This window comes from Flavobacterium amniphilum (assembly GCF_023634845.1).
Classification (GTDB): Bacteria; Bacteroidota; Bacteroidia; order Flavobacteriales; family Flavobacteriaceae; genus Flavobacterium; species Flavobacterium amniphilum.
The window spans coordinates 1-26375 of sequence record NZ_JAMLJL010000021.1 but is presented as its reverse complement, the minus strand read 5'-3'; the positions used below and the strand labels follow the sequence as shown (position 1 = coordinate 26375).

Annotated in this window: 20 protein-coding genes, 4 tRNA genes and 1 pseudogene; 22 read left to right on the top strand and 3 right to left on the bottom strand. The window is 38.5% G+C overall.

Annotated elements, in window-relative coordinates:
* Positions 1–94: 94 nt before the first annotated feature.
* Both NAT51_RS17535 and NAT51_RS17530 read right to left on the bottom strand, forming a co-directional pair.
* Complete coding sequence (locus tag NAT51_RS17535; protein ID WP_250601027.1) at positions 95–286, bottom strand: hypothetical protein; 192 nt, start codon at positions 284–286, stop codon at positions 95–97.
* 66 nt (positions 287–352) lie between these two features.
* Positions 353–1021, bottom strand: a complete 669-nt coding sequence (locus NAT51_RS17530) for an FAD-binding oxidoreductase (RefSeq protein WP_250601026.1) — start codon at positions 1019–1021, stop codon at positions 353–355.
* Positions 1022–1207: 186 nt separating this feature from the next.
* On the opposite strand from NAT51_RS17530, the gene rpsU reads away from it, so the two are divergent.
* The 20 genes from rpsU to NAT51_RS17430 all read left to right on the top strand — a co-directional run bounded on the left by rpsU (position 1208) and on the right by NAT51_RS17430 (position 19408).
* A complete protein-coding gene (gene rpsU / locus NAT51_RS17525; protein ID WP_250601025.1) occupies positions 1208–1402 on the top strand; it encodes a 30S ribosomal protein S21 in 195 nt (64 codons plus the stop codon).
* A gap of 70 nt (positions 1403–1472) precedes the next feature.
* On the top strand, positions 1473–2369 hold the full coding sequence (locus NAT51_RS17520) for a tyrosine-type recombinase/integrase (protein ID WP_250601024.1): 897 nt from the start codon (positions 1473–1475) through the stop codon (positions 2367–2369).
* A 33-nt stretch (positions 2370–2402) separates the two neighbouring features.
* Entirely contained in the window at positions 2403–2705 is a 303-nt protein-coding gene (hpf, locus tag NAT51_RS17515) for a ribosome hibernation-promoting factor, HPF/YfiA family (protein WP_250601023.1), read from the top strand.
* A gap of 87 nt (positions 2706–2792) precedes the next feature.
* Positions 2793–2866 (top strand) — tRNA-Thr (locus NAT51_RS17510).
* Between the two features lie 63 nt (positions 2867–2929).
* Positions 2930–3010: transfer RNA gene (locus NAT51_RS17505), tRNA-Tyr, on the top strand.
* Positions 3011–3068: 58 nt separating this feature from the next.
* A tRNA-Thr gene (locus NAT51_RS17500) sits at positions 3069–3140 on the top strand.
* Between the two features lie 57 nt (positions 3141–3197).
* Entirely contained in the window at positions 3198–4385 is a 1188-nt protein-coding gene (tuf, locus tag NAT51_RS17495; protein ID WP_250601021.1) for an elongation factor Tu, read from the top strand.
* Positions 4386–4440: 55 nt separating this feature from the next.
* A tRNA-Trp gene (locus tag NAT51_RS17490) sits at positions 4441–4511 on the top strand.
* Positions 4512–4526: 15 nt separating this feature from the next.
* Positions 4527–4724 (top strand): preprotein translocase subunit SecE, encoded by a 198-nt coding sequence (gene secE / locus NAT51_RS17485; protein ID WP_250601019.1) that lies wholly within the window; start codon positions 4527–4529, stop codon positions 4722–4724.
* A 9-nt stretch (positions 4725–4733) separates the two neighbouring features.
* Positions 4734–5285 (top strand): transcription termination/antitermination protein NusG, encoded by a 552-nt coding sequence (gene nusG, locus NAT51_RS17480; RefSeq protein ID WP_250601017.1) that lies wholly within the window; start codon positions 4734–4736, stop codon positions 5283–5285.
* A gap of 64 nt (positions 5286–5349) precedes the next feature.
* A complete protein-coding gene (rplK, locus tag NAT51_RS17475) occupies positions 5350–5790 on the top strand; it encodes a 50S ribosomal protein L11 (RefSeq protein ID WP_250601015.1) in 441 nt (146 codons plus the stop codon).
* 6 nt (positions 5791–5796) lie between these two features.
* Entirely contained in the window at positions 5797–6486 is a 690-nt protein-coding gene (gene rplA / locus NAT51_RS17470) for a 50S ribosomal protein L1 (RefSeq protein WP_250601013.1), read from the top strand.
* Positions 6487–6508: 22 nt separating this feature from the next.
* The gene (rplJ, locus tag NAT51_RS17465) at positions 6509–7009 is read left to right on the top strand and encodes a 50S ribosomal protein L10 (RefSeq protein WP_073309948.1); all 501 of its coding nucleotides are present in this window, start codon (positions 6509–6511) and stop codon (positions 7007–7009) included.
* A 52-nt stretch (positions 7010–7061) separates the two neighbouring features.
* Positions 7062–7430 carry a 50S ribosomal protein L7/L12 gene (gene rplL / locus NAT51_RS17460; protein WP_250601011.1) on the top strand — a complete coding sequence of 123 codons (369 nt, stop codon included), beginning with the start codon at positions 7062–7064 and terminating at the stop codon, positions 7428–7430.
* Positions 7431–7693: 263 nt separating this feature from the next.
* Positions 7694–11506 (top strand): DNA-directed RNA polymerase subunit beta, encoded by a 3813-nt coding sequence (rpoB, locus tag NAT51_RS17455; RefSeq protein WP_250601060.1) that lies wholly within the window; start codon positions 7694–7696, stop codon positions 11504–11506.
* A gap of 229 nt (positions 11507–11735) precedes the next feature.
* Positions 11736–16037 carry a DNA-directed RNA polymerase subunit beta' gene (rpoC, locus tag NAT51_RS17450; RefSeq protein WP_250601009.1) on the top strand — a complete coding sequence of 1434 codons (4302 nt, stop codon included), beginning with the start codon at positions 11736–11738 and terminating at the stop codon, positions 16035–16037.
* A gap of 116 nt (positions 16038–16153) precedes the next feature.
* A complete protein-coding gene (locus tag NAT51_RS17445) occupies positions 16154–16471 on the top strand; it encodes a DUF3467 domain-containing protein (protein WP_250601007.1) in 318 nt (105 codons plus the stop codon).
* A gap of 13 nt (positions 16472–16484) precedes the next feature.
* Positions 16485–17006: a hypothetical protein gene (locus NAT51_RS17440; RefSeq protein WP_250601005.1), complete on the top strand. Its 522-nt coding sequence runs from the start codon at positions 16485–16487 to the stop codon at positions 17004–17006.
* A 116-nt stretch (positions 17007–17122) separates the two neighbouring features.
* The gene (locus NAT51_RS17435; RefSeq protein WP_250601004.1) at positions 17123–17950 is read left to right on the top strand and encodes an AraC family transcriptional regulator; all 828 of its coding nucleotides are present in this window, start codon (positions 17123–17125) and stop codon (positions 17948–17950) included.
* A gap of 54 nt (positions 17951–18004) precedes the next feature.
* Positions 18005–19408: an agmatine deiminase family protein gene (locus NAT51_RS17430; RefSeq protein ID WP_250601002.1), complete on the top strand. Its 1404-nt coding sequence runs from the start codon at positions 18005–18007 to the stop codon at positions 19406–19408.
* Positions 19409–20143: 735 nt separating this feature from the next.
* On the opposite strand, the gene NAT51_RS17425 is transcribed toward NAT51_RS17430, so the two are convergent.
* Positions 20144–21733 (bottom strand): peptide chain release factor 3, encoded by a 1590-nt coding sequence (locus NAT51_RS17425; RefSeq protein WP_250601000.1) that lies wholly within the window; start codon positions 21731–21733, stop codon positions 20144–20146.
* 664 nt (positions 21734–22397) lie between these two features.
* On the opposite strand from NAT51_RS17425, the gene NAT51_RS17420 reads away from it, so the two are divergent.
* A complete protein-coding gene (locus NAT51_RS17420; RefSeq protein ID WP_250600998.1) occupies positions 22398–23048 on the top strand; it encodes a hypothetical protein in 651 nt (216 codons plus the stop codon).
* Positions 23049–23059: 11 nt separating this feature from the next.
* Positions 23060–26375, top strand: a pseudogene (locus tag NAT51_RS17415) (hypothetical protein); the annotation flags it as partial.

Here is a 26375-nt window from a genome sequence, read left to right as displayed (position 1 = left end):
TAAATGGTAAAACTGGCCAGGCGATTGTATAATTGTCTGGCTTTTTTAATGATATGATTGTATTTGTTGTTATTGTAATATTATTGATTCCGGTTTATCTGCAAATGAAATATGGAGTTAAGTCTGCTTCTGGTTGGCTTGAAAAAAGCCATTTTATACTGACTTGCCAGTGTTTGTTACTTGAAATAGGATTGGCATTTGTCTTGTTTTTCCTATTGATGGTTTTTGATTCAGATGCCGGAATAAGATGCGGAATTGGTTTGGCTGGATTGGTGATTTTTGCCATTCCGATATTGTTTATTATATTTTTATTGGCTGTTTTTCAGAGAATTGTAATAAAAAGAAATTAAAATTATTCTTCTATAATTAAAAAATCAGAAGTGACACCGAGTTCAGAAAGATTTTTGGTAGTATTCTTTACAAAATCATCAGGCCCACAAACGTAAAAGTGCTGTCCAAAATCAGCAATGTTGTCAATCAGGAAGTTGCGGTCAATTCGTTTCCCTGCAAATCCAATGACATTTTCCCGTGTAAATACTTTAAGGTAATTATTTTTTAATAATTTGCGTAGTTCTATATCCATGATGACATCGTCTGAGGTTTTATTGGTGTAGATTAATGTGTTACCGTATAGTTGGTTTTTTCGGTACAAATCCCTGAAAATTGACAAAAAAGGGGTTATTCCGGCACCTGCGGCAATAAAAACGCCGGGTTCTTTAAACTGGATGGCTCCAAATGGTTCATGAATAATCAGTTCGGCACCTGCATTTGTTTTTCCCAACAGATTAGTTACTCCTTCATGATCACGATAAATTTTAATCATGAATTCCAAATGTTTTTGTTCTCTTAAATTGGTAAAAGTAAAAGGTCTTAATTTATCCTCCCAGCCGGGTAAGTTAACAGCAACTTCGGTTGCCTGTCCCGGAATGAAATCATAATTTTCAGGTTTTTCTACGATAAAACATTTAACGTCATGTGTAATATAAACCGACTGAAGAATTTTTACGATGTAACTTTTCATTTTGTAATGATTTGATTGTAATAAAGTTAATTAATTTTTGTGGGAATAAAAAGTAGGGAATTGGAAGGGAGATTATTCTGGTATTGATGTGCGGAAATATGTGTAAATAAAAATTTATCATAATGGGTTTTAAATCAAAATAATTTCATAAGTTTGCACCCGTAAATGAGAGGAGGTGTCTAGATTATGTTAATTATACCAATTAAAGACGGAGAAAATATCGACAGAGCGCTTAAGCGTTACAAACGTAAATTCGATAAAACTGGAGTTGTAAGACAGTTGAGAAGTCGTCAGGCTTTTACTAAACCTTCTGTTACAAGAAGAGCGCAAATCCAAAAAGCTCAATATATCCAAGGATTAAGAGATAGCTTAGAAAGTTAGTAGTTAATTTTCTGATAATATAAAATCGTTAGTTGTAGAAGTTTTGTACTTTTATACTAACGATTTTTTTATGCATAATAATCTCCAAAAATTTCAGGATTACTTACTAAAAGAGAAGAATTATTCGGTTCATACGGCCTTGGCTTATGGGAAAGATTTGGAATTTTTCCAACAATTTCTTGATGGTAATTTTGATAAAACGGCTTTGGAAGAAGTCTCGTATACGCTTGTGCGTAGTTGGATTGTGTTTATGGTTGATGCAGGTGTTTCTAATTCTTCTGTGAATCGGAAAATGTCTTCGCTCAAATCATTTTATAAATTTTTACTGAAAACCAAGCAGATAGAGGTGAGTCCGTTGTCTAAGCATAAAGCCTTGAAAACACCGAAGAAAGTTCAAATTCCCTTTTCGGAAGATGAATTGGATAATGTGCTAACTCATGTTGTTTATAAGGAGGGGTTTGATGGTGTTCGTGATAAATTAGTGATTGAGATGTTTTATTCAACCGGAATACGCCGTTCTGAATTGATTGGTTTGCAGTTAAAAAATGTTGATTTGTCGGGTGGTCAGATCAAGGTTTTGGGAAAACGTCAAAAAGAGCGTATTGTTCCCTTGCTTCCGTTGATGATTGATCAGTTGAAGTTGTATTTAGATGAAAGAAAAGTATTAAAATCGATAGTAGATGCGGATTTTTTATTTTTATTGTCCAATGGAAATAAATTGAATGAAACGTTTGTGTATCGATTAATAAATGATTACTTTAGTAATGTGTCTGAGAAAGTAAAGAGGAGTCCGCATATGTTAAGACACACGTTTGCGACCCATATGCTTAATCATGGCGCCGACCTGAATTCAATTAAAGAATTGTTGGGGCATTCAAGTCTTGCGTCTACCCAGGTTTATACCCATTCGAGTTTGACTGAACTTAAAAATGTATACCAAAGTGCGCATCCCCGAAACCAAAAATGATTCTTTATAATGTTTAACCAAAAATTTAGTATTATGAAGGTAAATGTTCATGCAGTTAATTTCAACATTGACAAGAAATTGATCGATTTTATTGATGAAAGAGTGGGTAAGTTAGAGAAGTTTTATGATAGGATTGTTTCAGCAGATGTTTTTTTGAAAGTCGAACAGACGAGTGAAAAAGAAAATAAGATAGTAGAGTTGAAACTGATTGTTCCGGGAGATGAATTTATAGTAAAAAAGACCTGTAAAACTTTTGAAGAAGGAGTTGATTTGTCTATTGAAGCCCAAGAAAGATTGCTTGTTAAGCGAAAAGAAAAGTTAAGAGCGCACGCCTAAATAAAATTTTCCGAAAAAAGTTTTGATTAATAAAAATAATACATACATTTGCAGTCCGTTAGAAATAGCGGACTTTTTTAATGAGTCGCCGGTGTAGCTCAGCTGGCTAGAGCAGCTGATTTGTAATCAGCAGGTCGTGGGTTCGAGTCCCTCCATCGGCTCAAATTGCTCACTTTTAATTAGTTAAAATTAAAATGAGTTTTTGAAATATTGTTTTAAGGTTAGGGGAGATACTCAAGCGGCCAACGAGGACGGACTGTAAATCCGTTGGGAAACCTTCGCAGGTTCGAATCCTGCTCTCCCCACTAACTTTTAAGGCTTTTTGTTTTAAAAGTTTTGTAGAGTGAAAGCTTTGCGGGATAGGCCGGTGTAGCTCAGGGGTAGAGTGCTTCCTTGGTAAGGAAGAGGTCACGGGTTCAATTCCCGTCATTGGCTCAAATTAGTTGAAATTTTTGAACACTAATATATAACTAAGATTAAAAATTAAGTAAAATGGCAAAAGAAAGTTTTAATCGTTCGAAACCGCACTTAAATATCGGTACTATCGGACACGTAGATCACGGAAAAACTACTTTGACTGCAGCAATCACTAAAGTATTATCTGATGCTGGTTACTGTCAAGCAAAATCGTTTGATCAAATCGATAACGCTCCTGAGGAGAAAGAAAGAGGTATTACAATTAATACATCTCACGTAGAGTATGAAACAGCTAACCGTCACTACGCTCACGTTGACTGTCCAGGTCACGCGGATTACGTTAAGAACATGGTTACTGGTGCTGCTCAGATGGACGGTGCTATCTTAGTAGTTGCTGCTACTGATGGACCAATGCCACAAACTCGTGAGCACATCCTTTTAGGACGTCAGGTAGGTATTCCTCGTATCGTTGTATTCATGAATAAAGTGGATATGGTTGACGATGCTGAGTTATTAGAATTAGTAGAGATGGAAATCAGAGATTTGTTGTCTTTCTATGAATATGATGGAGATAATGGTCCTGTTGTTCAAGGTTCTGCTTTAGGAGGATTAAACAACGATCCAAACTGGGTTCCTAAAATCATTGAATTGATGGAAGCTGTTGATAGCTGGATTGAAGAGCCGGTTCGTGATAACGAAAAGCCATTCTTGATGCCAGTTGAGGACGTATTCACAATTACAGGTCGTGGTACAGTTGCTACAGGTCGTATCGAAACAGGTGTTGCTAATACTGGAGATCCAGTTGAAATCATCGGTATGGGTGCTGACAAGTTAACTTCAACTATTACTGGAGTTGAGATGTTCCGTAAAATCTTAGATAGAGGTGAGGCTGGAGATAACGTAGGTTTATTGTTGAGAGGTGTTGATAAAGAATCTATCCGTCGTGGTATGGTTATTTGTAAGCCAGGATCAGTTAAGCCACACGCTAAATTCAAAGCTGAGGTTTATATCTTGAAAAAAGAAGAAGGTGGTCGTCACACTCCATTCCATAACAACTACCGTCCACAGTTTTACGTACGTACAACTGACGTAACAGGTACTATTTCTTTACCTGCAGGAGTTGAGATGGTTATGCCAGGTGATAACTTAACTATCGATGTTACTTTGTTGTCTCCAATTGCATTGAACGTAGGTTTACGTTTCGCTATCCGTGAAGGTGGTAGAACAGTTGGTGCTGGTCAGGTAACTGAAATTGTAGAATAATTACAATTCATAAATAATAATTAGCGTCGTTGCACGACGACGCTAATTTTAACATACGGGCGTAGTTCAAGGGTAGAATAGCGGTCTCCAAAACCGTTGATGGGGGTTCGAATCCCTCCGCCCGTGCAAAAATAAAATAGGATGAATAAAGTTACTAATTACATATCAGAAGCTTTTGAAGAGTTAAAATCAAATGTAACTTGGCCAACATGGGAAGAAGTGCAAAAACTTACTATTGTAGTTGCGGTTTTTTCCGTGATTTTTGCGTTAGTTACATGGGGTATTGATACTGCTTTTGGAAAAATGTTAACTGTTTTTTTTAACTGGATTAAAGGATAATTTTTTGTTATGGCTGAAGCTAGTGTGAAAAAATGGTATGTTGTAAGAGCTGTTAGTGGTCAGGAGAATAAGGTTAAGGCTTATATTGAGCAGGAAATTAACCGTGTTGGAATGGCTGACTATATCTCACAAGTATTGGTGCCTACTGAAAAGGTGGTTACTGTGCGTGATGGGAAAAAAATCAGCAAGGATAAGGTGTATTTTCCTGGTTATGTAATGATAGAAGCTAATTTGACAGGTGAAATTCCTCACATCATCAAATCGATTACGGGTGTAATTGGTTTCTTGGGTGAAGTTAAAGGAGGGGATCCTGTGCCTTTGCGTTTATCTGAGGTGAACCGTATGTTAGGTAAGGTGGATGAATTGGCAACTACGGTTGATCATGGAGCGATTCCTTATGCATTAGGCGAAACTGTTAAGGTGACAGATGGACCTTTCAATGGTTTCAATGGAACGGTTGAGAAAATTAATGAAGAAAAGCGTAAGCTTGAGGTGATGGTTAAGATTTTCGGAAGAAAAACTCCATTAGAATTGAGTTTTATGCAAGTTGAAAAAGTATAAATTTTTGTTACATATAACTCACATCAATCGCTTCCAATTGATAGATGTGCTAAATTTTTAAACAATGGCTAAAGAAGTTAGTAAAGTAGTTAAACTACAAGTAAAGGGAGGTGCTGCGAACCCATCGCCACCGGTTGGACCTGCTTTGGGAGCTGCTGGGGTTAACATCATGGAGTTCTGTAAGCAGTTCAATGCTAGAACGCAAGATAAACCTGGCAAAGTTTTACCAGTACAAATTACTGTGTATAAAGACAAATCGTTTGATTTTGTTGTAAAAACTCCACCTGCTGCTATTCAATTATTAGAGGCTGCAAAATTAAAATCAGGATCAGGAGAGCCTAATCGTAAAAAAGTTGCTAGTGTGACTTGGGATCAGATTAAGACTATCGCTGAAGATAAAATGCCTGATTTAAATGCATTCACTATTGAAAAAGCGATGAGCATGATTGCTGGAACAGCTAGATCTATGGGTATAACTGTAACTGGAGATTCTCCTTTAAATTAAGAGAAAATGGCAAAATTAACGAAAAAGCAAAAAGTTGCTGCTTCTAAAATTGAAAAGAATAAATTGTATTCTTTAAAAGATGCTTCTGCATTAATCAAAGAAGTTGCTACTGCAAAATTTGATGAATCAGTTGATATCGCTGTTAAATTAGGAGTTGATCCTCGTAAAGCGAATCAAATGGTTAGAGGTGTGGTTTCATTACCGCACGGAACTGGTAAAGACATGAGAGTATTAGCATTAGTTACGCCGGATAAAGAGGCTGAAGCTAAAGCTGCTGGTGCTGATCACGTTGGATTAGATGACTATTTACAAAAAATTAAAGACGGTTGGACAGATGTTGACGTTATCGTTACTATGCCTGCAGTTATGGGTAAATTAGGTCCGTTAGGTCGTATTTTAGGACCTCGTGGTTTAATGCCAAACCCTAAAACTGGTACTGTTACTATGGAAATTGGTAAGGCAGTAGAAGAGGTGAAATCTGGGAAAATCGACTTTAAAGTTGATAAAACTGGTATCGTTCACGCTGGAATTGGAAGAATATCTTTTGATGCTCAAAAAATCCAAGAAAACGCGCACGAAATTATTCAAACATTAATTAAATTAAAACCAACTGCTGCAAAAGGTACTTACATTAAGTCTATTCACTTATCAAGTACTATGAGCCCGGCTATCGCTTTAGATCCTAAAGCTGTATAATTGGTAGTTAAAAATTTTTGATATGACAAGAGAAGAAAAATCAATCGCTATTGGAGATTTAACTGCACAATTAGCTGGAGCAAATATCGTATACCTTGCAGATATTTCTGGTTTAAATGCAGATACTACTTCAAATTTAAGAAGAGCTTGCTTCAAAGCAGGAATCAAATTGGAAGTTGTTAAAAATACTTTGCTTGCAAAAGCAATGGAAGCTTCAGATAAAGAATTTGGTGAATTACCATCTACTTTAAAAGGGAACACTTCAATCATGATTGCTGACATAGCAAATGCTCCTGCAAAAATTATTAAAGAATTTCGTAAAAAAGGTGAAAAACCAGTTTTAAAAGGTGCTTTCATTAATGACGAAATCTATATTGGAGATAATCTATTAGAATCGTTAGCTTCACTTAAATCTAAAGAGGAAGTTATCGGAGAAATCATCGGATTACTTCAATCTCCGGCTCAACGTATTATTTCTGCATTATTAAACAATGCTGAAACTAAAGGTGAAGCTGCTGAATAAATTGCGCACAAATAAATTATATAATTACAAATCATTTTAAAAGATAGAAAAAATGGCAGATTTGAAACAATTCGCAGAACAATTAGTTAACTTAACAGTAAAAGAAGTTAACGAGTTAGCTACAATATTAAAAGACGATTACGGTATCGAACCAGCTGCTGCTGCTGTAGTAGTTGCTGCAGGTGGTGGTGAAGCTGCTGCTGCTGAGCAAACTGAGTTCACAGTAGTATTGAAAGATGCTGGTGCTTCTAAATTAGGAGTTGTTAAAGCGGTTAAAGAATTAACTGGTTTAGGTCTTAAAGAAGCTAAAGATTTAGTTGATGCTGCTCCAACAAACGTTAAAGAAGCAGTTTCTAAAGATGAGGCTGAAGGTCTTAAGAAAGCTTTAGAAGAGGCTGGAGCTGTTGTTGAGCTTAAATAAGCTAACATAGTTTAGAATACAGGTTTAGGCTTTTGAGTGCTCAACTCAAAGCCTAAACCATTTTTCGTTTAATAAAATTATCGAAATTTTTATAGAGATAATTTGGAAACCGAAAGTTTTTAAATCAACACGAAGACAAAAATAAAGCCTTACTTCATTTTATTTTTTAGAGATGTGTTGGTTATAAAAAGAAGTAAAATTGTTTTATTAATTAATGTGTTTAACACAAAAATTACTTTTTTTTAATCAAAATTTTGTCCATGATGATATTAAATCAGACTGAAAGATTGAATTTTGCCTCAACAAAAAATATTCCTAACTATCCGGATTTCTTGGATGTTCAGGTTAAGTCGTTCAAAGATTTCTTCCAATTGGAAACCAAATCTGACGAAAGAGGTAATGAAGGTTTATACAACACCTTCATGGAAAATTTCCCAATCACTGACACTCGTAATCAATTCGTTTTAGAATTTCTTGATTACTTTGTTGACCCACCTCGTTACACAATCGAAGAATGTATAGACAGAGGACTTACGTATAGTGTGCCGTTAAAAGCGCGTTTGAAATTATACTGTACAGATCCTGAGCATGAAGATTTCGAAACAATTGTGCAAGATGTATACTTAGGTACAATTCCTTACATGACGCCAAGCGGTACTTTCGTAATCAACGGAGCCGAGCGTGTTGTAGTATCTCAGTTACACCGTTCACCGGGTGTGTTCTTTGGACAGTCATTCCACGCAAATGGAACTAAATTGTATTCTGCCCGTGTTATCCCTTTCAAAGGATCATGGATTGAATTCGCTACCGATATCAACAGTGTAATGTACGCTTATATCGATAGAAAGAAAAAATTACCGGTAACCACACTTTTCCGTGCAATCGGTTTCGAAAGAGATAAAGATATTTTGGAAATCTTTGACCTTGCTGAAGAAATTAAAGTTTCTAAATCAGGTTTGAAGAAATATGTCGGAAGAAAATTAGCGGCACGTGTTTTAAATACGTGGCATGAGGATTTCGTTGACGAGGATACAGGAGAAGTAGTATCTATCGAGCGTAACGAAATCATCTTAGATCGTGATACGATTCTTGATAAAGACAACGTAGAAGAAATTGTTGAATCAAACGTAAAATCAATCTTATTGCATAAAGAAGATTTGAATGCGGCTGATTACTCAATTATCCACAATACATTACAAAAAGACCCTACTAACTCTGAAAAAGAAGCAGTAGAACACATCTACCGTCAGTTACGTAATGCTGAACCGCCTGATGAAGAAACAGCTCGTGGTATTATCGATAAGTTATTCTTCTCAGATCAACGTTACAACTTAGGTGATGTAGGTCGTTACAGAATGAACAAAAAATTAGGTCTTGATATTCCAATGGATAAGCAGGTGCTTACTAAAGAAGATATCATTACTATCGTAAAATATTTAATCGAGTTAATCAACTCTAAAGCTGAAATCGATGATATTGACCACTTATCTAACCGTCGTGTTAGAACTGTAGGTGAACAATTGTCTGCTCAGTTCGGTGTTGGTTTGGCTCGTATGGCCCGTACTATCCGTGAGCGTATGAACGTTCGTGATAACGAGGTGTTCACGCCTATCGATTTGATCAACGCGAAGACTCTATCTTCTGTGATTAACTCTTTCTTCGGTACGAACCAGCTATCTCAATTCATGGATCAAACGAATCCATTAGCTGAGATTACTCACAAACGTCGTCTATCAGCACTTGGACCTGGAGGTTTATCCAGAGAAAGAGCAGGTTTCGAGGTTCGTGACGTTCACTATACGCACTACGGACGTTTATGTCCGATTGAAACTCCTGAGGGACCAAACATTGGTTTGATTTCATCTCTTGGGGTATATGCTAAAGTTAACGGAATGGGATTCATCGAAACTCCTTACCGTAAAGTAACTAACGGTCAGGTAGATTTAGTTTCAGAACCTATTTACTTAAGCGCTGAAGAAGAAGAAGGTAAAATGATTGCTCAGGCAAACATTGAAATGGATGCTGAAGGTAAAATTACTGCTGATAAAGTAATTGCCCGTGAAGAAGGTGACTTCCCGGTTGTTGACCCGCATGTGGTTCACTATACTGACGTTGCACCGAATCAGATCGCTTCTATCTCGGCTTCATTGATTCCTTTCTTGGAGCATGATGATGCGAACCGTGCGTTGATGGGATCAAACATGATGCGTCAGGCCGTACCATTATTACGTCCTGAATCTCCAATTGTTGGTACCGGATTAGAGCGTCAGGTTGCTTCTGATTCACGTGTATTAATCAACGCTGAAGGAAACGGAACCGTTGAATACGTTGATGCTAACATGATTACTATCAAGTATGAAAGAACTGATGCGGAAAGAGCGGTAAGCTTCGATACAGATGAGAAATCATACAACCTTATTAAATTCAGAAAAACCAACCAAAGTACGTCTATCAACTTAAAACCAATCGTAAGAAAAGGTGATAAAGTAACTAAAGGACAAGTACTTTGTGAAGGTTATGCTACGCAAAACGGAGAATTGGCACTTGGAAGAAACTTACAGGTGGCGTTCATGCCTTGGAAAGGTTACAACTTCGAGGATGCGATCGTAATTTCTGAAAAAGTAGTTCGTGACGATATCTTTACATCAATTCACATTGATGACTATTCGTTGGAAGTTCGTGATACTAAATTAGGTAACGAAGAATTAACGAATGATATTCCTAACGTTTCGGAAGAAGCTACTAAAGATTTAGATGAAAACGGTATGATCAGAATTGGTGCCGAGGTTAAACCTGGTGACATTCTAATCGGTAAAATTACACCTAAAGGAGAATCAGATCCAACTCCTGAAGAAAAGTTATTAAGAGCTATCTTCGGTGATAAAGCGGGTGATGTGAAAGATGCTTCATTGAAAGCTTCTCCTTCATTACACGGTGTGGTTTTAGATAAAAAATTATTCTCAAGAGCTGTAAAAGACAAACGTAAACGTTCTCAGGACAAAGACGAATTGGCTGCTCTTGAAATGGAATTCGAAACTAAATTTGTTGAATTAAAAGACAGATTAATCGATAAGTTGTTTGTAATCGTTGACGGAAAAACTTCGCAAGGTGTAATGAACGATTTAGGGGAAGAAGTATTGCCAAAAGGTAAGAAGTACTCTAAAAAGATGTTACAGGCTGTGGAAGATTTCGCTCACTTGACTAAAGGTCAATGGGTAGCCGATGACGAAACAAATGCAATGGTTAATGATTTAATTCACAACTATAAAATTAAATTAAATGACCTTCAGGGGGCGTTACGTCGTGAGAAATTCACAATCACAGTTGGGGATGAGTTACCATCAGGTATCTTGAAACTGGCTAAAGTTTATATCGCTAAGAAACGTAAACTGAAAGTGGGTGATAAAATGGCGGGACGTCACGGTAACAAAGGTATCGTTGCACGTATCGTTCGTCAGGAAGATATGCCATTCCTTGAGGATGGAACACCGGTAGATATCGTATTGAATCCACTAGGGGTACCTTCACGTATGAACATCGGTCAGATTTATGAAACAGTTCTTGGATGGGCAGGTAAAAAATTAGGAAGAAAGTATGCAACGCCAATTTTCGACGGTGCTTCTCTTGATCAAATTAATGCCTTAACGGATGAAGCTGGTGTACCAAGATTCGGTCATACGTATTTATATGACGGAGGTACCGGAGAGCGTTTCCACCAACCGGCTACTGTGGGTGTGATCTACATGTTGAAATTAGGACACATGGTTGATGATAAAATGCACGCACGTTCTATTGGTCCTTACTCGTTGATTACTCAACAACCATTAGGAGGTAAGGCACAATTCGGAGGTCAGCGTTTCGGAGAGATGGAGGTTTGGGCACTTGAAGCATACGGTGCATCAAGTACACTACGTGAAATCTTAACCGTGAAGTCTGACGACGTAATTGGTAGAGCTAAAACTTACGAAGCAATCGTTAAGGGTGAAACTATGCCGGAACCGGGATTACCTGAATCATTCAATGTATTGATGCATGAATTGAAAGGTCTTGGTTTAGACATCAGATTAGAAGAATAAATAAATTTTCAGTAATCGGTTCCGAGTTTTTCGGAACTGATTACTTATTAATTCGAGTTTTTAGGATTTAGCCCCGTAAACCGTTCCGATTTTTTATAAACCATTACGTTTATAATTAGCACTTCAAAATAATGAAGTTTAGAGAAGTAATCCGAGGTAGTGGATCAACTGTTATGAGAACACCACTATAAATCAATTTTTAATTGCAAATAAATCAATAGTAGAAACTATGATGAATAGAAATAAAGATAAAAATACCATTAAGAGATTTGATAAAATTTCGATTGGTTTAGCATCTCCCGAATCAATCTTGGCTGAGTCAAGAGGTGAGGTTCTAAAACCGGAAACTATCAACTATAGAACGCACAAACCGGAGCGTGACGGACTTTTCTGTGAAAGAATTTTCGGTCCTGTTAAGGATTTTGAGTGTGCTTGTGGTAAATATAAAAGAATCCGTTACAAAGGGATCGTTTGTGACCGTTGTGGGGTTGAAGTTACTGAGAAGAAAGTACGTCGTGACCGTGTGGGACACATCAACTTAGTTGTGCCTATCGCGCATATCTGGTACTTCCGTTCGTTACCGAACAAAATCGGTTATATTTTAGGCTTACCGTCTAAAAAATTAGACATGATCATTTACTATGAGCGTTATGTGGTTATCCAAGCGGGTATCGCTAAAAATGCTGAAGGTGAATCATTAAATAAACTGGATTTCCTTACTGAAGAAGAATACTTGAACATTCAGGATTCACTTCCAATGGAAAACCAATACTTAGATGATACAGATCCAAATAAATTCATCGCTAAAATGGGTGCTGAATGTATTATGGACTTGTTAGCCCGCGTTGATTTAGATGCTTTGTCTTATGAATTACGCCACGCTGCTAACAATGAAACATCTAAACAAAGAAAAACTGAAGCGTTAAAACGTCTTCAGGTAGTGGAATCTTTCCGTGAAGCTAACAACAACAGAGAGAATCTTCCTGAATGGATGATCTTAAAAGTTATCCCGGTTATCCCACCTGAATTACGTCCGTTAGTACCACTTGATGGTGGTCGTTTCGCTACTTCGGATTTGAATGACTTATACCGTCGTGTAATTATCCGTAATAATCGTTTGAAACGATTAATGGAGATCAAAGCACCGGAAGTTATCTTACGTAACGAAAAACGTATGCTTCAGGAAGCTGTGGATTCATTGTTCGACAACACCAGAAAAGCTTCTGCTGTTAAAACTGAATCTAACAGACCGTTAAAATCATTATCTGACTCATTAAAAGGTAAACAAGGACGTTTCCGTCAAAACTTACTAGGTAAACGTGTGGATTATTCAGCACGTTCGGTAATTGTCGTTGGACCTGAGTTGAAAATGTATGAGTGTGGTTTGCCAAAAGATATGGCGGCTGAACTTTACAAACCTTTCGTAATCCGTAAATTGATTGAAAGAGGTATCGTAAAAACAGTTAAGTCTGCTAAAAAAATCATCGATAAGAAAGAGCCTGTAGTATGGGATATCCTTGAAAACGTAATTAAAGGACACCCAGTATTACTTAACCGTGCTCCAACTCTTCACAGACTTGGTATCCAGGCTTTCCAACCTAAATTAATTGAAGGTAAAGCGATCCAGTTACACCCGTTAACGTGTACGGCATTTAACGCGGATTTCGATGGTGACCAGATGGCGGTTCACTTACCGTTAGGACCTGAGGCTATCCTTGAAGCACAATTGTTAATGTTGGCTTCTCACAATATCCTTAACCCTGCTAACGGTGCGCCTATCACGGTACCTTCTCAGGACATGGTTTTGGGTCTTTACTATATGACCAAAGAACGTTTAACAACTCCTGAACTTAAAATTTTAGGTGAAGGTCTTACTTTCTACTCTGCAGAAGAAGTACACATTGCTTTGAATGAAGGTAGATTGGAATTGAATGCTCGCGTGAAAATCAGAGCTAAAGACTTCAACGAAAACGGAGAGTTAGTATACAAAATTATCCAAACAACTGCAGGTAGAGTATTATTCAACGAAGTAGTACCTGAAGCAGCTGGTTATATCAATGAGGTATTAACTAAAAAATCACTTCGTGATATCATCGGAAAAATCCTTGCAGTAACTGATGTTCCTACAACGGCTGGTTTCCTTGATAACATGAAAGATATGGGATATAAATTCGCATTTAAAGGTGGATTGTCATTCTCATTAGGGGATATCAAAATTCCGGATCAAAAACAATCATTGATTGCTGAGGCCAGAGAGCAAGTAGAGGTTATCTCTATGAACTATAACATGGGTCTTATCACAAATAATGAGCGTTACAATCAGGTTATCGACATCTGGACTTCTGCCAATGCACATTTGACAGAGTTGGCAATGAAAAATATCCGTGAAGACCAACAAGGTTTCAACTCGGTATATATGATGCTTGATTCCGGAGCCCGTGGATCGAAAGAGCAGATTCGTCAGTTAACCGGTATGCGTGGTTTGATGGCTAAGCCGAAAAAATCAACTGCTGGTGGTGGTGAAATTATTGAAAACCCGATCTTATCGAACTTTAAAGAAGGTCTTTCGATCTTAGAATACTTCATCTCTACGCACGGTGCTCGTAAGGGTCTTGCGGATACGGCGTTAAAAACGGCGGATGCGGGTTACTTAACCCGTCGTCTACATGACGTTGCTCAGGATGTTATCGTAAACCAAGTGGATTGTGGTACATTAAGAGGTGTGGAAGTTTCTGCTTTAAAGAAAAATGAGGAAATCGTTGAAACACTTGGTGAAAGAATCTTAGGACGTTTTGCATTACAGGATGTAATCAATCCATTAAGCGGTGATGTATTAGTTGCTGCAGGTGAACACATCACTGAAGCTATCGTTAAGGAAATCGAAGCGTCCCCACTTGAAAAAGTTGAAGTACGTTCTCCATTGACTTGTGAGGCTGAAAAAGGTATCTGTGCTAGATGTTACGGACGTAACCTTGCAACCGGTAAGATGACTCAAAAAGGTGAAGCAGTTGGTGTTATTGCAGCACAATCAATTGGTGAGCCGGGAACTCAGTTAACACTTCGTACATTCCACGTTGGAGGGGTTGCTGGAGGTCTTTCTGAAGAGTCTAGTATCACAGCTAAATTCCCTGGACGTATTGAAATCGAAGATTTGAAAACGGTTAAAGGTGAAGATAACGAAGGTAACGTTGTGGATATTGTAATTTCCCGTTCAACTGAATTGAAATTGGTTGATGAGAAAACAGGAATCTTATTAAGTACACACAACATCCCTTACGGTTCAAGTATCTTCGTTGCTGATGCTCAATCAGTGGCTAAAGGTGATGTAATCTGTAAATGGGACCCTTATAACGGTGTAATTATTTCAGAATTTACAGGTAAGGTTGGTTACGAAGATTTAGAACAAGGACAATCGTTCATGGTTGAAATCGATGAGCAAACCGGATTCCAGGAAAAAGTAATCTCTGAAGGTAGAAATAAAAAATTAATCCCAACTTTACATATCTATGGTAAAGACGGTGAATTAATCAGAACATACAACTTACCGGTGGGTGCTCACCTTATGGTAGAAGATGGAGAGAAAATTAAAGCAGGTAAAATTTTAGTAAAAATCCCACGTCGCTCTTCAAAAGCAGGCGATATTACCGGAGGTTTACCAAGAATTACCGAGTTATTAGAGGCTCGTAACCCTTCTAACCCGGCTGTGGTTTCTGAAATCGACGGGGTTGTATCGTTCGGTAAAATCAAAAGAGGTAACCGTGAAATCGTTATCGAATCTAAATTTGGTGAAATCAAGAAATACTTGGTTAAATTATCAAACCAGATTTTAGTTCAGGAAAATGACTTCGTAAGAGCGGGTATGCCACTTTCTGATGGTGCTATCACTCCGGAAGATATCTTAAGAATTCAAGGTCCGGCTGCTGTTCAACAGTACTTGGTAAACGAAATTCAAGAGGTATACCGTTTACAAGGGGTAAAAATTAACGACAAGCACTTTGAGGTAGTTATCCGTCAAATGATGCGTAAAGTTCAGGTTCAGGATCCGGGAGATACCTTGTTCCTTGAAGAGCAGTTAATCCACACTAAAGATTTCATCTCTGAAAATGATAAATTATACGGAATGAAAGTGGTAGAGGATGCCGGTGATTCAGTTAACCTGAAACCGGGACAAATCTTAACAGCACGCGAATTACGTGACGAAAACTCATTGTTGAAACGTGAAGATAAAAACTTAGTATCAGCACGTGATGTAATCACTGCTACTGCGACTCCAATACTTCAGGGTATTACAAGAGCGTCGTTACAAACTAAGTCGTTCATCTCTGCGGCGTCGTTCCAGGAAACAACTAAAGTATTGAACGAAGCTGCTGTTGCAGGTAAAATCGATACGTTGGAAGGTCTTAAGGAAAATGTAATTGTAGGTCACAGAATCCCAGCCGGTACAGGTATGAGAGACTACGATAATACAATTGTAGGTTCTAAAGAGGAATACGACGAATTAATGATCACTAAAGAAGAATATAATTATTAATAATTAATTTTTCTGACTATATTTATAAATCCTAACAGTGCATACTGTTAGGATTTTTTAATGATTAAAACTTATGCCGCTCCGGCCTGGACGGAGTCTTTTAAAACTTACGTATTATGCAAAATCAAAATCAAAACAATCCGGACGGACAAATCAACATCGAGTTAGACGAGACTACTGCAGAAGGGATTTACTCGAATTTGGCCATTATCAACCACTCTAACACCGAGTTTGTGATTGATTACATCAACATCATGCCGGGCGTACCCAAAGCAAAAGTGAAATCAAGGATTATCCTTACACCACAACATGCTAAGCGTTTAGTAAAAGCATTGGCCGAAAATATCAGCCGCTTCGAAAATGCACACGGCGAAATCAAAGAAGCAGAACAATCCCCAATTCCATTAAACTTCGGCCCTACAGGTCAGGCTTAATTTTTACCGATGTATGAAAGGAAGACTTTTTTTGTTGGCCTTTTTGTTTGTTAGTTTGCAATCGATCGCACAGGAATGGAAAGAAATAGGGAAAACCGGTATTTATTTCTCTGATTATTCCTCAAAAAAAGATATTGATAAAAGTAACCTGAGATTTGAATGTTTTAAGAAAGATGATGCTTTAATTGCTGTGAGTAGTTTCGATAGTGAATATTTTTTAAAACTTTTTAAGAAAAGCCCAAAGGCTTTTACTGATTTATTTGAGGTTTGTGATGATTGGGTTACTACGAGAAAAGAAATTGAGACTAATGAAACAATGGAGTCTTATATTAATTCCAGCCTTGACCCAGTATTGATAAATGTTACTTTCGATAGAGTAATCGCTTTTAATTATAGAACGGTTATCAGAGGATATCGTGAACTTATCTGGCGGATGCATATCGGAGAAGATAGTCTGGGTGGATGTTATGTTAATATTGTCTTCAAGATAGGGAAGGGATATTTAGCTACAATAAAAGATACTTGTATCATATAATTTTTAAAAAAAGCGGCTAACAGTCGCTTTTTTTATACCCTTTCGCTTATAGTCAGAAACCTAAAATAAAATCCAATAAGTACCGTTTACTAAGTAGCCAAAAGACTATTAATCAGATGACTATAGAAAAAATCCAGCAGATTTTAATTTTTCTGGAGAACAACTACCACCGCCAAATCGACCCTTCCGAACTGGAGGAAATCTCGAATTATTCCTATCGTAACATCCAGCGTATTTTCAATTCGGTTCTTAACGAAACTATCGGCAACTTTTGTGTGAGGTTAAAACTGGAAAACGCCTATAAACAATTGGTGTATACAAATCTTCCTGTTGTACAAATTGCTTATGATGTGGGCTACGAAAACAATCAGTCTTTCTCAAAAGCTTTCAAAAATAAATTTCAAATAACGCCGCTTCAGGCAAGGGAAAATAAAACGAATCTCTTTGAGCAATACATCAAACAAAAAAAGGAGGCTTCTTTCTCCATTGGTTTTGAATATGTATTTAAAGAAAAAACGCAAATCCACTATAAAACGGTTATCAGCAACAATTATAACAATACTGACATAAATGAACTTTGGGATGATATCCATGATGAAAATAAAAGTGTCAAATCGTACGATTGCTTCGGGGTTATTGTCGACCAGCCCATTATTTCGGATGAAACAAAATCACGGTATGATGCCTGTGTAAACGATTGCCTAAATCCTAAAAACTATCTCTCAAAAACGATTTTCGGCCAGTGGTATGCTAAATATATGCACATCGGCTGTTATGATGAAATCGAAGAAACCTACCGGAAAATTTACCACCGTTGGTTGTATGAAAGTAATTTCGAACTGGATACTTCACCCATCATCGAACATTATATAGCCGACAGAAATTCCGCAGCCGAATTAATCACAGCAATTTACGTCCCCGTAAAACGCAAGTTGTCAAAATAGGACAATCCAAATACATCTTCCGGATTTAGTTTTGTTTATCTAAAAACAACAACTATGAACAAATTAAAAATCTTATTTCTTTTAGTTATGTGTGCTTCAAATGCGCAAACATACACGTTCCCGGATGAAACCGAACCGCACGAAGGTACCTGGCTGGCCTGGCCGCATCAGTATGAATACGGGAACACGTACCGGAACGAAAACGATGCCACTTGGGTGGCCATGACCAAAGCTTTACAGGCAAATGAAAAGGTACACATCATTGCCTATAACAGCACCGAAAAAACAAGGATTACCGGGTTGTTGAATACAGCTAGAGTGCCTTTAACAAATGTGAATTTTGTGATTGCCCAAACAAACGATGTCTGGATGCGCGACACCGCTGCTATCTACGTCCGCGACGCTTCCGGAAATTTAGTCATGCAGGACTGGGGTTTCAATGGCTGGGGAGGCGATTACCGGTACAGTAAAGATAACTTGGTGCCCACAGCGATGGGGAATGCCACAAACAGAACGCCGCTGAACCTGAACAGTACTCTGGTGATCGAAGGTGGTTCCTGGGAAATGGACGGCGCCGGAACATTAATGGCTACTAAATCTTCCGTATTGGCCCAAACAAACCCTACGAGTCCGTCAGGTATTAAAGCACTCCGCAATGTCGGAAAAACCCAGGCACAGGTTGAAGCGGTTTTAAGACAGTATGTTGGTGCCAGAAAGTTTATCTGGCTGGACGGCTGGTTCAGTCAGGATGATATCACAGATGCGCATATCGACGGATTCGCAAAATTTGTTCCGGGGAATAAACTGGTGACCATGAATCAGACTGATTTACTGTACTGGGGTGTTCCGCAAAGTGACATCACTAAATTATACAATGCCACAAATGCTGATAATGTGCCATATACTAAAGTGTTTATTCCGCTTACAGCTAATAATGTGAAAAAAACAAATGGAACAAATCTGGGGTATAAAGGGAGTTATGCCAATTATTATGTAGCGAATAACAGAGTTCTGGTGCCCAATTACAACGACCCGAATGATGCCGTTGCTAATGCTATCATCGGCGGATTGTATCCGGGACGGACTGTTGTCGGGATCGATGTGAGGAATCTCTACGGTAATGGAGGAATGGTGCATTGTGTCACGCAACAACAACCGATGGGGCCAACCTTGTCTGTCAGTGATTACGGATTGAATACCACAACCCTGAAAATTACCCCAAACCCCACAAACGGTATTACTACTATAGATATGGATTTGAAGGAGAGTAAACCAGTTGCTTTTGAATTGTACAACATGACAGGACGTAAGGTCATGGAACTAAAGGAACAAAATTACCTTCCCGGAAATAACACTGTTACCTTAAACCTGAATGCCCTCCAAAACGGAATTTATTTCTGTAAAATTATGGTGGAAGGAAAGGCAGTGGTTTCCAAAAAGATAATCCTCTCCCGATAATACTTCAGGAACAGATAAAGTATTCCCACTTCTTAATCCTTATTTTTAAAACCAACCAAAATAGGTAACCAAATAGGACAGAGGCTAAGCAATACCTTCAATTGCAAGGCCTCTGTAAACTATTGAAAAGGAAATATGGACTTACGTTGAGGCTTGTGTGTTTAACGTTGACCCTTGTGTAAAGTACGTTGGGATATGTTTGTTTAACGTTGTGCCTTGTGTGACTTACGTTAAACCTAATGTAGTTAACGTTAGGTATTATGTGTTTTACGTGGAGCCTTGTGTATTTAACGTTGAACCTTATGTAAAGAACGTTGAGCTTTGTGTGTTTTACGTTAAGGCAAGTTTGTTAAGCGTTGAGCTTTGTGCGTTTAGTGTTGGATCTTGTGTATTTAGTGTTGAGCCTAGTGTAAAGAGAGTTAAGCTTTGTGTATTTAGTGTTGAGCCTCGTGTAAAGTGAGTTAGGTCTTGTGTGTTTAGAGTTAGACCATGTGTAAGATGTATTGGGCTTTATGTATTTAGTGTTGAAGCTCGTGTGTTAAGTGTTGGGCCTTGTGTAAAGTTTGTTAAGCCTTGTGTAACTGATATTAAATGCCAATCACTAATTACTCTTTACTAATTACTGGTCACTATAAAAAAAGCAACGTTTTGACAATCCAAAACATTGCTTTTCTCTTTAAACTATATGCTTAACCTGATCACTAATTACTAATCACTAGTCACTCAGCACTAAAACTACTCAAACTCCGATGTAAAGAATAACTTCACACTCGGATATTTGCTTTGTGTCATCTGTATCGAGAAATCAGAATCAGCTAAGAATACTAATTGACCGTATTTATCCTTGGCTAAAAACTTCTGCTTGATTCGTTTGAACTCTGCAAATTCTTCATTTTTGGCATCATCAGGCTTTACCCAGCACGCTTTGAACGCCGGGAAGTTTTCATACGTACATTTTGCTCCGTATTCATGCTCTAATCGGTATTGGATTACCTCATACTGAAGTGCTCCCACCGTCCCGATTACTTTTCTGTTGTTCATTTCCAAAGTAAACAACTGCGCAACTCCTTCATCCATCAACTGGTCAACTCCTTTTTCCAATTGCTTGGCTTTTAACGGATCGGCATTGTTGATATAACGGAAATGCTCCGGTGAGAAACTCGGAATCCCTTTGAAACTCATTTGTTCGCCTTCTGTTAAGGTATCTCCAATCTTGAAGTTTCCGGTATCGTGTAATCCTACAATGTCACCAGGGTAGGAGATGTCTACAATTTCTTTTTTCTCGGCAAAGAAAGCATTCGGACTCGAGAACTTCAGATTCTTTCCTTGTCTTACGTGTAAATAAGGTTTGTTTCTTTCGAATGTTCCCGAAACAATTTTAACGAAAGCTAAACGGTCTCTGTGCTTCGGATCCATATTGGCATGGATTTTAAACACAAACCCCGAAAATTTATTTTCATCGGGTTTTACTTCTCTTGTATCCGAATCTTTTGGTCTTGGTGTTGGCGCAATGTCAACAAAACAATCCAATAATTCACGAACCCCGAAGTTATTCAACGCAGATCCGAAGAATACAGGTTGTAAATCTCCGGCTAAATAAGCATCCCTGTCAAAGGAAGGATATACTTCACTGATTAATTCCAGCTCTTCACGAAGTTTGGTTGCCGGTTTTTCACCAATTATTTTTTCTAATTCAGGATTATTAACATCTTCAAAAGCAATGGTTTCTTCAATGTTCTTACGGCTGTCTCCTTCAAATAGGTTGATATTCTTCTCCCAGATATTATAAATACCCTGAAAGTCATATCCCATACCAATAGGGAAACTCAGCGGAGTCACATGAAGTCCTAATTTCTTTTCCACTTCATCCATCAAATCAAAAGCGTCTTTTCCTTCACGGTCTAACTTGTTGATGAACACAATCATCGGAATATTACGCATACGGCACACTTCAACAAGCTTTTCCGTTTGCTCTTCAACTCCTTTTGCAACGTCAACCACCACGATCACACTGTCAACTGCGGTCAATGTCCTGAATGTATCTTCAGCAAAGTCCTTATGTCCCGGTGTATCCAGGATGTTGATCTTCTTATCTTTATAATTGAACGCCAATACCGATGTCGCTACCGAGATACCTCTCTGACGCTCAATCTCCATGAAATCGGAAGTGGCTCCTTTTTTAATTTTATTGCTCTTTACGGCTCCGGCTTCCTGAATGGCACCTCCAAATAAAAGTAATTTTTCAGTTAAAGTAGTCTTACCGGCATCGGGGTGTGATATAATCCCGAAAGTTCTCCGGCGCTGTATTTCTTTAATAAAACTCATTTCAAAAAAATTTTTGCAAAGATACACTTATATTGAAAGTATTCATCTTTTTTGAAATTTTGTACGTTTAGGTGTAACTATTTGATTTGTAAACGCTTAAACAACTGTTAAAATTGATGGGTGAAAATACTTGATTTCTTAAAAAAAGGTGTTTTTCGTCGATTTTTCTTGCATTTTGTCCGTAAATAGGGACTGTACGGTTTTTCGTATGCTCTTTTTGCCTTAGCTTTGTCTCATATTTGACTTAATCCCCCGCTAATATGGAGAAAAATTACTTTTTAAACATTAAATCAGAGAGGAACGTCTCTGATTATTTTGCTTACATCTTAAAAAATACCATGAAACCTTTCTTTGGCTTTTTATTTATCAATGATGATTTGTCAAAAGTTGAAAGGTTTGCTGTGTTGAAGCAAAACGTTTCCTAAACCATTCATTTTAACGGGTTATTGCCTGAGTTTTTGATAGTGCACTATCAGAAGTATTTGTTATGCTTTTGTTTTGTAGTATGAAATGCTTTATGGGAATTAAATTTTTATGTCTTTTTTAAAACCAAAGAGTTAGAAATTACGTAAAGGATTTTGGTGTAGCTGTCTAAAAAAATAAAGTTTTTAAAAATATGATAAACAACAACCAACTTATTAATTCAAAATCTAATGTATCAGGTATGAAAACAATACTGAAATGTTCTTTGTTTTTCGCATTGATTATTGGGTCATTTAATGCTGTAGCTCAAAGCAAACAGTTCTACAAAGTGATTTCTTTTGATGAAAAGATAGACTTCGGAAATGTGGATGCTTCGGCAAAATGGACAATCAATAATATGGGAGCAAAAGTTTTTGCGTCTTTGAACGGAAAACAAATCAATGACTATGTATTCCAGCAAACGGGAGAATATGAAATTCAGTTTTTGGAAACCAAAAAACATAACGAGGAATGCAGTCATCCTATGTTTCCTGATAAAATTACCGTAAAAGTAAATCCGGTTAAACTCACTTTTAATTTTTCCAAAATTGAATTCTCTGAGAAAATTGAAAGAGGAAGAAATTATGAAAATCTGATCATTACAGTTCCGGTTACTATTACTTCCAAAAATAATTCAATTTCGAAGTTGCCTGCACCGGGTCTGTCAATTGCCGGAATTGGTGTTGAATTAAAGGCTGAACCAATGAATAATGATGTTGAGGTTAGAAACGGAGATCAGGTCTTAAAATATAAAGTATCAGGAATGGTCAAGGAACAATCATATCTGATGTTTGATTTTTCCGATTTCAATGGCGGGGTGCAAACCTATAATCTTCCCCAAATAATTAATTAATAGTGTTAGTTATGATAAAAAATTACTTAACTGCTACAAAAAAAATAAACATCAGGCACTTCCTGTGTGTGTTGTTAATAGCTTTACTATTTACCAATAGGTCAAATTCACAATGTGCCACACCGCCAGTTGGGTGTTCCGGCACTGATTTGTCTAACTTTGGTGTCGATTCGAATAATACGGCCTCAACAATAGAGTATGATAACTATATTTCAAGTTTTCACACTTCAATAGTAAGAACTGCGAATGGTACATTTCAAACTTGGGGAGAAAAAATCGCTAATGACGGAGCGACAAATCATTTAGTTCCGGTAACGATTAATGCAACTAATTATCCTGCTCTTGGTTCTGCTACTGTATTGAAGGGAGGTTTAGGAAGTAATTTTTCCAACACAGTTCAAGGTATTCTATTGGCTACAGACGGTTTGTATGCATGGTCTACGGAAGGTACTGTATTGGATAATTCAATTACCACTAGTGCAGTATTTCAAAAGTTAACTATTGGAGGAAATGCGAATGGTCTTCCGGCCGGTATGGTACCAGGAGATGTTAAAATGCTATTTGTCACTTATCAGACAATTGCGATTACAACTTGTAGTGGAGATCTTTGGGTACTTTCACAAAATGCCAATCTAAGAGGAAACGGGGCCGGTGGAAATGCTACTACATGGTCACGTGTTACGACTGATGCAGCAGGAAATCCCTTTATTACAAATGTAGTTGCCTGTAGAGGAACTTCAGGAGCTTTAATGGCATTAAGATCAGATGGTACTGTTTATACTTGGGGTACTAATGTCTATAGGGGAAATAATACTGCAGTAATTGCGACGCAAACCAGAGCAACGCAAATGACTTTACCGGTAGGGATAACCACCAAAATGATAGGGGCGACAGTTAATTTATCTGGTGGAACAACGCATTCTTATTTTGTTTTGGCAACCAATGGGAATTTATATTCTTTGGGAGAAAACAGTCAAAGACAATTGGGAGACTTTACAACTACAGACCGTGCAGGCTGGGTGCAACCCCGATATCCTTCGGCTGGTAATCCAATAATGAGTGATATTAAATGGTTTAGTCCACAAGAACATGACAATCAATTTGCTTATATTAATGTTATAAACACAGCTAAAAATCTATATGCTTTTGGTGAAAATCTTAGATCCAGTATAGGTGCAGCAACAAATCCGTCAGATCCGGTTATGCCTGCCGGCTTAACTGCAGCTGACGTTATATTGACTGTTGAAAGTGGCGGACATACCAGTATGGTTGTACGAAACTGTTCTGCTAATTTCGGATATGTAGGACACCGCTTCAACGGAAGTATGGGTAATGGATCTAATGCTGATGTTGATGAGGTTACTTATACTTTTGCAACTGCTCCTGTACAAATTTGTGGAGCTGAATCTATTCCTACCATTCAGCCTATTTCTGCAGGTGGTGGACCTAGCTCAAATTATTGTGCAGGGTCATCCGTTTTATTAGACCCATCTCCGGCAGGAGGAACTTTGGTCGTACTGAGCGGACCTGGTTTTTTAACAGGTAACACACTTAATTTTACCGGTTTGGGAACTGTTGTTGTTCAATATACATTGCCAACCGCTTGTGGAGGTTCTTCTGTTGTTACTAGGAATTTTGTAACTGAATATTGTTCCGAAGATCTTCAGATTGTAAAAACAGTTAGTAATCCTACTCCTAGTGTAGGTAGTAATGTAACCTTTACTTTAACAGCTACCAATAATGGGCCTTATAATACTTATGGTGTTTCCGTTGCCGATGCATTGCCGGCAGGTTATACTTTTGTAAGTGCCACGCCATCAACAGGAACGTGGACGGCCCCGAACTGGACTATAGGAAATATGGCTAATGGTGCAAGTGCTACACTTACTATTGTGGCAACTGTGAACGCAACTGGACCATACGCCAATACGGCAACGATTTCAGGATTAGAACCCGAAACTAATCCGGCTAACAATACTTCAACTGCAACACCTTTGGTTCAAACCAACCTTGGAGTGGTTAAGACAGTGAGTAACCCAACCCCGAATGTGGGCAGTAACGTCACCTTTACCATCACGGCTTCGAATGCCGGTCCGAGCAATGCTACGGGTGTGACAGTGAACGACGTACTACCGGCGGGTTATACTTTTGTGAGTGCCACGCCATCAACAGGAACGTGGACGGCACCGAACTGGACTATCGGCAATTTAGCCAACGGAGCAAGTGCTACATTAACTATTGTAGCTACGGTAAACGCAGCGGGTCCATACGCCAATACGGCAACGATCTCAGGAACGGAGACAGATCCGACTCCTGGTAACAATACTTCGACATCAACGCCAACCCCGGTTGCACAAACCAACCTTGGAGTGGTTAAAACGGTGAGCAATCCAACTCCGAATGTGGGCAGTAACGTCACCTTTACCATCACGGCTTCAAATGCCGGTCCGAGCAATGCTACGGGAGTGACGGTGAACGACGTGCTTCCGGCGGGTTATACTTTTGTGAGTGCCACGCCATCAACAGGAACCTGGACGGCTCCGAACTGGACTATCGGCAATTTAGCCAATGGTGGCAGTGCTACATTAACTATTGTAGCTACGGTAAACGCAGTGGGTCCATACGCCAATACAGCAACTATCACAGGTACGGAAACTGATCCGACTCCTGGTAACAATACTTCGACATCAACTCCAACCCCGGTTGCACAAACCAACCTTGGAGTGGTTAAGACAGTGAGTAACCCAACCCCGAATGTGGGCAGTAACGTCACCTTTACCATCACGGCTTCGAATGCCGGTCCGAGCAATGCTACGGGTGTGACAGTGAACGACGTACTACCGGCAGGTTATACTTTTGTGAGTGCTACACCATCAACGGGAACCTGGACGGCTCCGAACTGGAGTATCGGTAACCTGGCCAACGGAGCAAGTGCTACACTAACTATTGTAGCTACGGTGAATGCTTCAGGACCTTATGCGAATACAGCAACTATCACAGGAACGGAGACAGATCCGACCCCTGGTAACAATACTTCGACTGCCACAACTTCACCGATAAGTATTATCGATGCGGTAACAGAAACTTACGGACCAATCAGCGGTAACACTGGCGGTACAACGCCGACTGTGGTACTGAACGATACTTTGAACGGTAACCCGGTAGTGATCGGCACAAATCCTGGACAGGTAACATTAACCCCGGTTAGTGTTCCAACGGGCTTAACTTTAAACCCTGACGGTACGGTGACAGTGGCAGGTAATACCCCGGCTGGATCGTACAACGTAGAATATACCATCTGTGAGGTGACCAACCCATCGAACTGTG